This window comes from Capnocytophaga sp. oral taxon 329 str. F0087 (assembly GCF_000213295.2).
Lineage (GTDB): Bacteria > Bacteroidota > Bacteroidia > Flavobacteriales > Flavobacteriaceae > Capnocytophaga > Capnocytophaga leadbetteri_A.
The window spans coordinates 1-11,847 of the sequence record NZ_KN390044.1; the positions used below are offsets into that span (position 1 = coordinate 1).

General features: G+C 38.5%; 13 protein-coding genes. 7 read left to right on the plus strand and 6 right to left on the minus strand.

The window, feature by feature from the left end:
* The first annotated feature begins 41 nt into the window (after nucleotides 1-41).
* From HMPREF9074_RS12720 to HMPREF9074_RS10140, 7 genes are all read left to right on the plus strand, one after another.
* Nucleotides 42-167, plus strand: coding sequence for a HepT-like ribonuclease domain-containing protein (locus HMPREF9074_RS12720; protein ID WP_255359615.1), 126 nt, complete (start codon nucleotides 42-44; stop codon nucleotides 165-167).
* A gap of 29 nt (nucleotides 168-196) precedes the next feature.
* Entirely contained in the window at nucleotides 197-1,177 is a 981-nt protein-coding gene (locus tag HMPREF9074_RS10115; protein WP_034540596.1) for a D-alanine--D-alanine ligase, read from the plus strand.
* Between the two features lie 7 nt (nucleotides 1,178-1,184).
* Nucleotides 1,185-1,637, plus strand: a complete 453-nt coding sequence (coaD, locus tag HMPREF9074_RS10120; protein WP_009391227.1) for a pantetheine-phosphate adenylyltransferase — start codon at nucleotides 1,185-1,187, stop codon at nucleotides 1,635-1,637.
* A gap of 32 nt (nucleotides 1,638-1,669) precedes the next feature.
* Nucleotides 1,670-3,511 (plus strand): glutamine--fructose-6-phosphate transaminase (isomerizing), encoded by a 1,842-nt coding sequence (gene glmS / locus HMPREF9074_RS10125; RefSeq protein WP_009391228.1) that lies wholly within the window; start codon nucleotides 1,670-1,672, stop codon nucleotides 3,509-3,511.
* A gap of 137 nt (nucleotides 3,512-3,648) precedes the next feature.
* Nucleotides 3,649-5,421, plus strand: coding sequence for an AMP-dependent synthetase/ligase (locus HMPREF9074_RS10130; RefSeq protein ID WP_009391229.1), 1,773 nt, complete (start codon nucleotides 3,649-3,651; stop codon nucleotides 5,419-5,421).
* Nucleotides 5,418-6,344, plus strand: coding sequence for a bifunctional riboflavin kinase/FAD synthetase (locus tag HMPREF9074_RS10135; protein ID WP_009391230.1), 927 nt, complete (start codon nucleotides 5,418-5,420; stop codon nucleotides 6,342-6,344). The genes HMPREF9074_RS10130 and HMPREF9074_RS10135 overlap by 4 nt, the downstream gene beginning before the upstream one ends.
* Nucleotides 6,307-6,747 (plus strand): deoxycytidylate deaminase, encoded by a 441-nt coding sequence (locus tag HMPREF9074_RS10140; protein WP_009391231.1) that lies wholly within the window; start codon nucleotides 6,307-6,309, stop codon nucleotides 6,745-6,747. Before HMPREF9074_RS10135 ends, HMPREF9074_RS10140 begins: the two co-directional genes overlap by 38 nt.
* 87 nt (nucleotides 6,748-6,834) lie before the next feature.
* Here HMPREF9074_RS10140 and HMPREF9074_RS10145 read toward each other — a convergent pair whose 3' ends face one another.
* The 6 genes from HMPREF9074_RS10145 to HMPREF9074_RS10170 all read right to left on the minus strand — a co-directional run.
* A complete protein-coding gene (locus HMPREF9074_RS10145; RefSeq protein WP_009391232.1) occupies nucleotides 6,835-7,626 on the minus strand; it encodes a zinc ribbon domain-containing protein in 792 nt (263 codons plus the stop codon).
* Between the two features lie 2 nt (nucleotides 7,627-7,628).
* Nucleotides 7,629-8,726, minus strand: a complete 1,098-nt coding sequence (locus tag HMPREF9074_RS10150) for a Nif3-like dinuclear metal center hexameric protein (protein ID WP_009391233.1) — start codon at nucleotides 8,724-8,726, stop codon at nucleotides 7,629-7,631.
* 8 nt (nucleotides 8,727-8,734) lie between these two features.
* Nucleotides 8,735-9,286, minus strand: coding sequence for a tyrosine-protein phosphatase (locus HMPREF9074_RS10155; RefSeq protein WP_009391234.1), 552 nt, complete (start codon nucleotides 9,284-9,286; stop codon nucleotides 8,735-8,737).
* Nucleotides 9,283-9,936 (minus strand): TrmH family RNA methyltransferase, encoded by a 654-nt coding sequence (locus HMPREF9074_RS10160; protein ID WP_009391235.1) that lies wholly within the window; start codon nucleotides 9,934-9,936, stop codon nucleotides 9,283-9,285. The genes HMPREF9074_RS10155 and HMPREF9074_RS10160 overlap by 4 nt, the downstream gene beginning before the upstream one ends.
* 23 nt (nucleotides 9,937-9,959) lie before the next feature.
* On the minus strand, nucleotides 9,960-10,472 hold the full coding sequence (locus tag HMPREF9074_RS10165; protein ID WP_009391236.1) for a GNAT family N-acetyltransferase: 513 nt from the start codon (nucleotides 10,470-10,472) through the stop codon (nucleotides 9,960-9,962).
* Between the two features lie 68 nt (nucleotides 10,473-10,540).
* Nucleotides 10,541-11,847: leucine-rich repeat domain-containing protein (locus HMPREF9074_RS10170; RefSeq protein WP_052141383.1), on the minus strand; the 1,307-nt coding region annotated here is incomplete at its 5' end.

An 11,847-nucleotide genomic window follows, 5' to 3' on the forward strand; every position in this document is an offset into this window, starting at 1 on the left:
TGAAGAAAGATAGTGAGATTCAGATAACACAAGCACGTCAGATAGTAGATGTTCGCAATAGAATTATACACGGTTATGATACTGTTTCTGATGAAATTATTTGGGCAATAGTATGGCAGTATATACCAGTACTTCAAAAAGAAGTCTCTAACTTATTAGAAGAGTGAAAAAGGGACTTATAAACAAAAAACGTGATATGAAGAAAAATATAGCAATAATAATGGGGGGCTACTCTGATGAAGCTCCTGTTTCTTTAAAAAGTGCAAGGGTGGTAGCTAATCACCTTAATAAAGAAAAGTACACACCTTACTTAGTGCGTATCGATAGAGATAAATGGGTGTATGTAGATGAACAGAATGCTGAATACCCTATCAACCGCAATGACTTTTCAGTAGTAATAAACGGGCAAAAGATTACTTTCGAGGCGGTGTTTAACGCTATTCACGGTACCCCAGGGGAAGACGGTTATCTGCAAGCGTATTTTAATCTGATAGGCGTGCCCTTAACAGGCTGTAGTATGTACGCTTCGGCATTGACCTTTAACAAACGCGATATGTTATCGGTGCTAAAACCTTTTGGTATTCTTTCAGCTCCGTCGTATTATCTGAATAAAGGGGAAAACTATAGTACTGCCGATATAGTAGCTAAAGTAGGCTTGCCTTGCTTTGTAAAACCTAATAAGGCAGGTAGTAGCTTAGGCGCTAGCAAAGTAAATGAAGAAGCTGCCCTAAAAGAGGCTATTGATAAAGCTTTTGCGGTAGATGATGAGATACTTATAGAAAGTTTCTTGAAAGGAACTGAGATTTCTATTGGTGTGATTAAGTATCGCGGAGTCATAAAGGTGTTGCCAATGACTGAAATAGTGTCAGAAAATGATTTTTTTGACTATGACGCTAAGTATAATGGCAAATCGCAAGAGATAACCCCAGCGCGCATTTCGGAAGAGATGACGGCTAAAATTAACGCTTTGGCAGAGCGCGTGTACCGACTATTGAAAATGGAAGGTTTTAGTAGAAGTGAATTCATTATAGTAGGGGATACCCCTTATTTGTTAGAGATGAATACGACCCCAGGTCTTTCGGAAGCGAGCCTATTGCCACAGCAAGCTAAAGTAGCGGGGATTAGCTTGGCAGACTTATTTGAAAGCGAGATAGAACGAGTACTTAATACTAAATAATTAACCATTGAAAAGAGCTTTATTCCCCGGGTCTTTTGACCCTATTACGTTAGGACATTTTGATATTATACGCCGTGCTTTGGCTCTATTTGACGAAATAGTAGTAGCCATAGGTGTAAATGGTGATAAGAATTATATGTTTACCGTTGAACAGCGCAAAGAGTTTATAGAAAAAGCCTTTGCCGATGAACCCAAAGTGAAGGTAAGTACTTATCAGGGACTGACAGTTGATTATTGCAGAGAAATTGATGCTCAATTTATCTTAAGAGGGCTTCGCAACCCTGCCGACTTTGAGTTTGAGAAAGCTATTGCACATACTAACCGCACCCTATCTAAGATAGAAACTGTCTTTTTGCTTACGGCAGCTCGTACCTCTTTTATATCATCGTCTATTGTACGCGATGTAATTCGCAATAATGGTGATTATACGGTATTAGTGCCCGAGAGCGTAAGAGTATAAAATGAAAAAAGGAAACTTAAAAAATAAAAAATATGTGTGGAATCGTAGGTTATTTAGGCAAACGTGCCGCTTTTCCCATCGTGATTGATGGACTTAGACGTTTAGAATATCGAGGCTATGACAGTGCTGGCTTTATACTAAACGCCACAACTTTTCATACTGAGAAAACTAAAGGTAAAGTATCTGACTTGGTGGCTAAAGCAGGAGCTGATGTGCCTGCTTATGGTAGCGGTATGGGGCATACGCGTTGGGCTACCCACGGAGTGCCTAATGATGTTAATTCGCATCCTCATCTGTCTAATTCGGGCAAGATAGCTATCGTGCATAACGGTATTATTGAGAACTATGCGAGTATTAAGCAAAACCTTATCAAAGAAGGATTTACCTTTCATTCTGACACCGATACTGAGGTATTAGTGAACTTTATAGAATATTTTAAACAAAAAGAACAAAAAGACTTAGCTACAGCGGTACGCTACGCCCTTAATGAGGTAGTAGGAGCTTTTGCTATTGCCGTAATGGAAGAAGGCAATCCGCAAGAGATAGTAGTGGCACGCTTAGGGAGTCCGCTGGTAATTGGTGTAGGTAGTGATGAGTTTTTTATAGCTTCAGATGCTTCACCATTTATTGAATACACCCAAAATGCTGTGTATTTAGAAGATGGCGAAATGGCCACTATTCGCCTAAACGAGCCTTTAAAAGTGATTAAAATAGGCAGTAATGAGGCTGTGAGTCCTTTTGTACAGCAACTGAAGTTAAACCTTGATGCTATAGAAAAAGGAGGTTATGACCACTTTATGCTCAAAGAAATTTACGAGCAACCTAAGTCGATACAAGATACAATGAGAGGTAGGTTGTTGCCTGACCATACTACTAAGCTATCAGGAATTGAAGCGCATTTGGAAAGCTTTCTCAATGCTAAACGCATCATTATTGTAGCTTGTGGTACCTCGTGGCACGCTGGGCTGGTAGGTGAGTATCTCTTAGAAGAGTACGCACGTATCCCTGTAGAAGTAGAATACGCCTCGGAGTTCCGCTACCGCAATCCGATTATCAATAAAGATGATATCGTTATTGCTATCTCGCAGTCAGGAGAGACCGCTGATACTTTGGCAGCTCTTAAATTGGCAAAAGAGAAAGGCGCTTTTATCTATGGAATTTGCAATGTGGTAGGTTCTTCGATAGCTCGTATTACCGATTCGGGTACTTATACCCACGCAGGTCCTGAAATAGGAGTGGCTTCGACCAAAGCCTTTACTACACAACTTACAGTGCTTACCCTTATCGCTTTGCACTTAGGACATAAGAAAGGTACTATTTCTGACGAGACATATCAGCGTTTATGCGAAGATTTGGGCAAAATTCCTTCACTTTTGGAGATTACCCTTAATAAAGTGCACGATAATGTGAAAGCAATAGCAGAAAACTATAAGCACGCTACTAATTGTTTGTATTTAGGACGTGGTTTTAACTTCCCAACGGCTTTAGAAGGGGCTTTGAAACTGAAAGAAATATCGTATATTCACGCTGAAGGTTATCCTGCTGCAGAGATGAAGCACGGGCCTATAGCCCTTATTGATGAGAATATGCCTGTAATATTTATTGCACCAAACAAAGGGCATTATGATAAGGTAGTATCTAACGCTCAGGAGATTAAGGCACGAAAAGGCAAAATTATAGCCGTAGTAACAGAAGGGGATACCCAAATGGCAGGTCTGGCTAACCACGTGATTGAAATACCTGAAATTAGTGAGGCTCTTACGCCAATCTTGGCTTCTGTGCCTTTGCAATTGCTCTCTTATTACATCGCTATTAAGCGCGGTTGCAATGTAGATCAGCCTCGCAATTTAGCCAAATCGGTAACTGTTGAGTAGAGATAATGTGTTAATTTTTTTAAATAAGAATGAGTCAGTTTGCGCAAAAGAAGTGAATTGACTCATTGTTTTATTTGCCATTTAACAAAATTTTATTACTTTTGCACACATAACCAAAAATAAAAAACAAAAGAACAATGAATACCGTTACTCGTTTGTTTGATATTCCTTATTATCAACAAACTAAATACCCATTGGACGATGCTTTTGCAACCAAATACAATGGGAAGTGGGAAAAGACTTCAACACAAACTTATATTCAGAAAGCGAACTGCGTAAGTAGAGGATTATTGCGCTTAGGAGTTAAAAAAGATGATAAAATAGCTGTCATTTCGAGTACTAATCGCACTGAATGGCACATCTTAGATATTGGTATCCTACAAATAGGGGCGCAAAATGTACCTATCTATCCTACCATTACTTTAGAAGATTTTGAGTACATACTAAATCATTCAGAATGTAAGTATTGCTTCGTCTCTGATAAGGTGTTATTAGATAAAATTACTTCTATCAAAAATAAATTACCGCATCTGATTACTATTTTTACCTTTGATACAGTTGAGCTTGCTCACTCTTGGCAAGAAATATTTGATTTAGGAGCAGATGAAAGCAATCAACAAGAGGTAGAAGACCTTAAAAATAGCATTAAAAAAGATGATTTAGCAACTATTATTTATACTTCGGGTACTACTAATCGCCCTAAAGGAGTAATGCTCTCTCACTGGAATATTATTTCTAATATTATCAACTGCCAAGATAGGCTTCCAATCTTACCAGGTTCTACAGCGCTTAGCTTTTTGCCGGTGTGCCATGTTTTTGAGAGGATGCTTACTTATCTTTATCAGTATGATGGATTGCGTATTTATTTTGCTGAGTCTATCGAAAAAATAAGTGAAAATCTTCAAGAAGTTAAACCGAATATCCTTACAGTAGTACCACGCCTTATAGAGAAGATTTATGATAAAATATTTGCTAAAGGCACAGAACTTAAGGGGATTAAGAAAAGGCTTTTCTTCTGGGCACTCGGTTTAGGATTTCATTATGAACCTTATGGTGCTAATGGCTTCTGGTATGAAATTCAATTGAAGATAGCGCGCAAACTTATATTTAGTAAGTGGCGTGAAGCCTTAGGAGGGCGTATACAGATGATAGTCTGTGGTAGTGCCGCGCTTTCTCCGCGTTTAGCAAAAGTATTTTCTGCAGCAGGGCTTACTATTATGGAAGGATATGGGCTTACTGAGACTTCGCCTGTGATCTCTGTTAATCGAGAATCAGGTAGGTATTGGAAAATTGGTACCGTAGGCAAGCCTGTAAATAATGTAGAGGTAAAAATAGCTGAAGATGGGGAAATTCTTGTTAAGGGAGAAAATGTGATGTTAGGCTATTATAAAAATGCGGAACAAACCGCTGAAAATATTACTGATGGCTTCTTTCATACAGGCGATATTGGTGAATTGGATGCTGAGGGCTTCCTGAAAATAACAGATAGAAAAAAGGAAATCTTTAAAACTTCAGGAGGAAAATATGTATCCCCTCAGCTTATTGAAAACCAGTTGAAGCTCTCTCGTTTTATTGAAAATGCAATGGTAGTGGGTGAGGGAGAGAAGATGCCTGCTGCTATTATTCAGCTTAACTTTCCTTTTGTGAGGGAATGGGCAAGACGCCATAACCTAAAAATAGGTAATACAAATGCCGAAATAGCTAAGAATGAGGAGGTTCATAATCGTGTAGCCCAAGAGGTAGAAAGGGTAAACAGACATTTGGGAAAATGGGAACAGGTAAAACTCTTTGATTTTACCCCTGACGAATGGACGATTGACGAAGGACTTCTCACACCTACCCTCAAGCTTAAGCGCCGTGTTATAAAAGAAAAATATATTGATATCTATAATAAGTTTTACGACAAGTGAGAGAAATAACCGATATTACTACTTTTACCTCTGAAAAGCCAACTGTCATTACTATTGGTACTTTTGATGGTGTACATCTGGGGCATCAGAAAATTATCAAAAGGGTGGTAGAAACAGCACACAAAAACGGACTATTGGCTACTGTCTTTACTTTTTTTCCTCATCCGCGTATGATAGTACAGCACGACCAGCAGCTGAAGCTTATTCATACGCTGGCAGAGAAGAAACAGTTTCTACAGTCGCTTGGGGTTGATTTGCTTATTGTACAACCTTTTAATGAGGCTTTTGCGAACCTTTCTGCTGAAGCTTTTGTGTTTGAGCTTTTAGTGAAGCACCTCCGTGCTAAAAAGGTAATCATAGGTTATGACCACCATTTTGGTAAAAATCGGACTGCTAATATTGATAATATGCGTCTTTTTGGGGAACAATATGGTTTTTCAGTAGAAGAAATTTCGGTGCAAGAGGTAGATGAGGTGTCTGTTAGTTCTACTAAAATAAGACAAGCTCTTAATGAAGGGAAGGTAGAGATAGCTGAACATTATCTTGGAGTACCTTATAGTTTTACGGGTAAAGTAGTACACGGCCTCAAATTAGGTAGAACTATAGGCTTTCCTACAGCTAATCTTCAGGTAGAGGCTTCTTATAAACTGATACCTAAAGATGGGGTATATGTAGTGTATAGTCTTATTGAGGGGCGAAAAGTATACGGTATGATGAGTATAGGTAAGAACCCTACTATTCAAGGGAAAGGAGCTTCTATTGAGGTTTATTTCTTTGATTTTAACCAAGACCTTTATGGACAAGATTTGACTATATATTTTGTGAAATATCTCCGTGAAGAACGGAAGTTTTCATCAGTATCACTTCTTAAAAAACAAATTCAAGATGATGAAGCAGCAGCAAGAAAAGCAATTGCGCTATGATAAAGCTTATATGCGAATGGCTATGGAGTGGGCTAAACTCTCATATTCTCAGCGCAAGCAAGTGGGAGCTATAATGGTAAAAGACCGTATGATAATATCTGATGGTTATAATGGTACGCCTACTGGTTTTGATAATTGCTGTGAAGATGAAGAGGGCAATACCCATTGGTTTGTGTTACACGCTGAAGCAAATGCTATAATGAAAGTAGCGGCTTCTACACAATCTTCACAAGGGGCTACGCTCTATATTACAATGTCTCCTTGCAAAGAGTGTAGCAAACTCATTTACCAATCGGGTATTAAGCGTGTAGTTTATAAAGAGGGATACCGCGATAATGAAGGTCTAGTATTCTTAGAAAAAGCAGGAGTTGAGCTTGTACATCTCGAAGAGGTAGAACAATAAAGCTATTATAGGATAGATTGAAATAAAAAAAGACGCTGTTAGAAATTTTGGAAGGTTAAACAGCGTCTTTTTCAAAAAATACATTAATTATGGCTGAGATTGAAAACTCTTGAAAAGAGCTTCCATTTTCTCTTTTTCTTCATCAGCTAAGGCAGCATCTACTAATATACGCCCACTGTGTTCATCAGTGATGATTTTCTTGCGAGAAGCTATCTCAACTTGTACTTGAGGAGGGATAGTAAAGAATGAACCCCCTGAAGCACCACGTTGTATAGGCACTACTGCTAAACGGTTGACTACACTCTCGCGAATGCGTTGATAAGCCTTTAATAAACGCTCTTCTATCTTAGCAGCATACTCTTCAGCTTTTTCTCTTAAGAAAGCTTCTTCTTTTTCAGTTTCAGCTAATACCGAACCTAATTCAGCTTTTTTCTGTTTTAAGTGAGCATCGCGTTGTGCCTTGCGTTCGTCTACCTGCTTAATAGCTTCTTTTTTCTGGTCTACTAATACCTTTCCCTCTTTGATGCGCTTTTCTGCTAATTGTACTTCTAATTCTTGGAATTCTATTTCCTTAGATATAGAGGTATACTCGCGGTTGTTACGTACGTTTTTTTGCTGGGTGCTGTATTTCTTTATCAGCGCCTTCGCCTCTTCTATCTTTGCCTTCTTTTCAGCAATACCTGCTTGTAAGGCATCTAATTCTTCTTTGAATTTTACGTGTCGTTTCTTTAGTCCTTCTACCTCATCTTCAAGGTCAGAAACTTCTAATGGAAGCTCGCCACGTGTGTTCTGTAGTTCATCAATTTTTGAGTCAATAAGCTGTAAATCATACAAAGCTCTTAACTTTTCTTCTACGGTAATATCCACTTTTTGTGCCATATTTACGAATAATATTTGATAGGATTGGTGTCCACTTTTGATATTGAGACTGCAAAGGTAGGAATTTTTTTTGAAAGAAACTCAAATAAAAGTAATTTTATGTATTGTTCGCTTTCATAATGTCCTATATCAGCTAATAATATTTGCCCTTCAGCCTTGAAAAAATCGTGGTATTTAAAGTCTGCTGATATAAAAATATCAGCACCTGCTCGTTTAGCATTTTCGATAGCAAATGTACCGCTACCGCCTAATACAGCTACTTTTTTTATAGGATTTCCTCTTAAAGCACTATGTCTGATACCCTTTGCTTGCATACGTTCTTGTAGTAATGCCAAAAAGTTAGTTTCACTCATAGCTTCGCTCAATTCACCTATCATTCCCATTCCTATATGTTGGTGGTAGTTTTCAAGAGTGTAAATCTCATAAGCTACCTCTTCATAGGGGTGATATTGTAGCAGAGCTTTTAATATAACACTTTGTAGGTGCTTGGGAAATATAACACCTATTTGAGTCTCAGCTTCGGTGTGAAATACATTTGGAGTGCCAATAGTAGGGTGAGAGGCATCATTGCCCTTGTAAGTGCCATTACCTTCAATATTAAAACTACACTCAGCGTAATTGCCTATATTGCCAGCTCCTGCAGCAAACAGTGCCTTGCGGAGCATTTCAGCATCGGCTTTAGGTACATAGGTAATAAGTTTTTGAATAGTGTCAGGCTGAGGTATAAGAATACGTCTGTTTTGTAGCCCTAAACGGTCGCAAATAGAAGCATTTACCCCCTCAAACTGATTGTCTAAAGCAGTATGCATACTGTAGATAGCAATATGGTGCTGTATAGCTTTCATCACTACGCGCTCTACATATGTCTTACCTGTCAGCGATTTGAGTCCGCTAAAGATAATAGGGTGGAAGCTGATAATTAGGTTTGAACCTATAGCGATAGCTTCGTCTATTACTGGCTCTAACGTGTCTAAGGTGATGAGCACTCCCGTCACTTCTTGCTCAGCATCACCTACTAATAGACCTACATTGTCAAAACTTTCTGCATAGTTTAGCGGAGCAAGCTCTTCTAAGGGAGCGATAATATCTTTTACTTTCATTGTGTTATTTATTTGATACCTAAGTGTTGGCGCACTTCAGCTACAGTTTGTTCGGTAAATAGAGCTTCTAAGTTTTTCCACACACTGTGGTAGCCATAAGGTCCATTTAGCATTTCGTGTTTAGCGTCTTTTATACTCCAATTTTGGTAGATAATGCGGTACATAGCTACCATTATACCTGTACGGTCAGCCCCGTGATAACAATGTAAGAGTACAGCACCTTCTTGTTGGTGCTGCCGTATAAGTTTCAGCGTTTGGGCTATTTCAGGAGCTTTGATGCGCCATGTTAGTAACGGATGGTTTATCAGCTTTACGCCTTCTGAAGGAGCAAACAACTTTCTGTCGCCCGAACGGGTGAAGTATCGCAAATTAATAATCGATTTTATAGGAATACGCTTGATAATAGCCTTATCCTCACTTACTAACTGTTCGCTACGGTATAGTAGTTCATCTACCTTATAGAGATTTGCCTCAGCATTCACAAGGGTAGCAGGCTGTTGTCCCCATAAGGAGGGTATGAGGCAGACAAATAAGTAAACGTAGATTAACAGTTTTTTCATAACGTATCTTTTATTTCTTCATAGCGTTTTAATACATCATTCACATTTCTGATAGATTGTTTTGTCCAATGTACTAAGGTATCATAACGCTCTTCTTCGGTTAGTTGCCAGTGTAGGTCGCTGCGTCTAAGTCTATCGGTTAGTTGTTGTAGTACAATGGCCACTGCTACTGATATATTCAGACTTTCAGTAAAGCCTACCATTGGTATTTTCAAAAAAGTATCAGCCTGCGAGAGTACCTGCTCCGAGAGACCTTCTTTTTCAGTGCCAAAGAAGAAAGCACTCTTTTTACTGATGTCAAAATCATTCAGAAAGTAAGCGTCTTTGTGCGGAGTGGTAGCTACTATCTGGTAGCCTTTAGCACGGAGGCTATCTATGCAGTGCTGAGTATTGTCATAGCGAAATACATCTACCCACTTTTGAGCACCCATTGCTATTTTAGCATCAAGGCGTTTGCCGAAGCGCCCCTCTATGCTGTGAGCTTGTTGCACTCCAAATACCTCGCAAGTACGCACTACCGCACTAGTGTTGTGCATCTGAAAAACATCTTCCATAGCAACAGTGAAATGATTAGTGCGTTGTCCAATAATCTCGCGAAAACGCTCTTTGCGCTCTTCGGTTATAAATCTTTCTAAATAGGTTAATAACATTTTTTTGTTTTTTAAGCAATAGGTTAGCCGCTGTATTTCTCAAAAGCTTTGCGTTTTCCTCCTCTCATCATTACCTCACCACAATAATGATACCCCATTTTTTGTAGGAGATGTAGCATAGCCGCATTGTCAAAATTAGTATCAGCGCGTAGCGAATGTATGTGTTGCTCTTTCGCTAATTCCTCTATGTAGGTTAACATTGTTTGCACTAAACCTTTTGCCAAATACTCAGGAGCGATAGCAACGCGATGTATTACCATAAAATCTTCATTGCTAAGCCATTGCCCCTCAATAGTTTTGTAAGCAGGCTCATCGTTTAGTATAAGAGCGCAATAACCTATAATAGTTTTGCCTTCTACTAACACATAACCATATTGTTTGCTGAGGTCGTCAGCGACTACTCCTTCATTAGGATAGCCATCTTGCCATTGGTCGCTACCATCAGCTTTGCGCCTTTCTATGGCAGTGGCTAATATCTCCCAAATAATAGGAGCTTCATTCGCAACCGCTTTTCTAAGGATTATATTTTTATTCATTTTTTTGACATAAAGACTTTGTCAAAGTCCTAAAACTCTGACAAAGTCTTTATTACCTGATAATGAAATTAATCTACTAAATCTAATACTTTGATTTTGTCTTTGAGGTTAGCAGCTTTGCTTTTATAACCCTCTTCACTTCCAGAAGGTACATAAATATTTTTAATAGGTGTGCCTACAAAAATATTAGATAAAGGAAAAGCATTAGGTTGACGTATAATAATTGTGTGTAGGTTCGCACAGTTGCTAAAAGAGGCATTACCTAAGCTAGTAACATTTTTAGGTATGATAACTGAAAAGAGTTTTACACAACTTGAAAAAGCACCAGTTCCTATAGAAGTTACATTTTCAGGAATTTCTATATTTTGCAAACGTGTACAGTTATCAAAAACTCCTGCATTTATCTTTCTAAGTTCTTCAGGAAGCTCTACAGTTCTAAGTCTGTTGCAAAGTCTAAAAGCATTTTCTCCTATTTCGTTGACTTTATTGCCTATGATGATAGTAGTGAACTGATAATCAATGTTATTTACTTGTCTATCGAAAGCATTATTGCCAATTTTTGTCACCTCTCTTAGTCTAGGGTCTGCATCCATATCAATAAAACGTGTTTTAGGGTTCAACCACTTTATCAAAGTTTTACCATCATCACTTAGTTGATAATCTTCATTATTGATATTTTTACCAGTCAATGAAATACCTGTAGTAGGCCAAGTGTTATTTGCTTTAGGACCATAGAATATCTTAGCTTCTGTATCAATATAATAATCTCCGTCCTTACCTTGGGTAGTAGGTTTCCCCTTATCAGCATAGATTACAGAACCGTCTTTACCAGGGAGACCTCTTTCTCCTTTCTCTCCTTGGGCACCTGTAGCTTTTACTTCCGTTTTTTCATCACCTATATACCAATAACCATTTTTGATATTAGGTTTAGGAGCATCTTTACCATCTTGTCCTTTTGCACCATCAGCTCCTTTGTCGCCTTTTTTTCCTTCTTTACCGTCTTCTCCTTTAGCTTTAGTAGTAGAAGTTTGTCCATTTATCACCCAATAACCCTCATTATTAATAGTTATAGTAGGGGTAACACCATCTTTTCCGTCCTTTCCATCTTTACCATTTTGAGCTTTAGCTTTGGTAGTAGAAACTTGTCCGTTTATCACCCAATAACCCTCACTGTTAATGGTTATAGTAGGGGTAACACCATCTTTTCCGTCCTTTCCATCTTTACCATTTTCAGCTTTAGCTTTAGTAGTAGAAGTTTGTCCATTTATCACCCAATAACCCTCACTATTAATGGTAATTGTAGGGGTAACGCCATCTTTTCCGTCCTTTCCATCTTTACCATTAGTTCCGTTAGAACCATTTTGTCCGTTGGTTC

What these genes read in the sequence shown, in the direction of transcription:
- glmS (WP_009391228.1), top strand. Translation starts at nt 1,670, where the DNA reads ATGTGTGGAATCGTAGGTTATTTAGGCAAACGTGCCGCTTTTCCCATC.
- HMPREF9074_RS10155 (WP_009391234.1), bottom strand. Translation starts at nt 9,286, where the DNA reads ATGAAAAAACTGTTAATCTACGTTTACTTATTTGTCTGCCTCATACCC.
- HMPREF9074_RS10145 (WP_009391232.1), bottom strand. Translation starts at nt 7,626, where the DNA reads ATGGCACAAAAAGTGGATATTACCGTAGAAGAAAAGTTAAGAGCTTTG.
- HMPREF9074_RS10160 (WP_009391235.1), bottom strand. Translation starts at nt 9,936, where the DNA reads ATGTTATTAACCTATTTAGAAAGATTTATAACCGAAGAGCGCAAAGAG.
- HMPREF9074_RS10150 (WP_009391233.1), bottom strand. Translation starts at nt 8,726, where the DNA reads ATGAAAGTAAAAGATATTATCGCTCCCTTAGAAGAGCTTGCTCCGCTA.
- HMPREF9074_RS10140 (WP_009391231.1), top strand. Translation starts at nt 6,307, where the DNA reads ATGATGAAGCAGCAGCAAGAAAAGCAATTGCGCTATGATAAAGCTTAT.
- HMPREF9074_RS10115 (WP_034540596.1), top strand. Translation starts at nt 197, where the DNA reads ATGAAGAAAAATATAGCAATAATAATGGGGGGCTACTCTGATGAAGCT.
- HMPREF9074_RS10165 (WP_009391236.1), bottom strand. Translation starts at nt 10,472, where the DNA reads ATGAATAAAAATATAATCCTTAGAAAAGCGGTTGCGAATGAAGCTCCT.
- HMPREF9074_RS10130 (WP_009391229.1), top strand. Translation starts at nt 3,649, where the DNA reads ATGAATACCGTTACTCGTTTGTTTGATATTCCTTATTATCAACAAACT.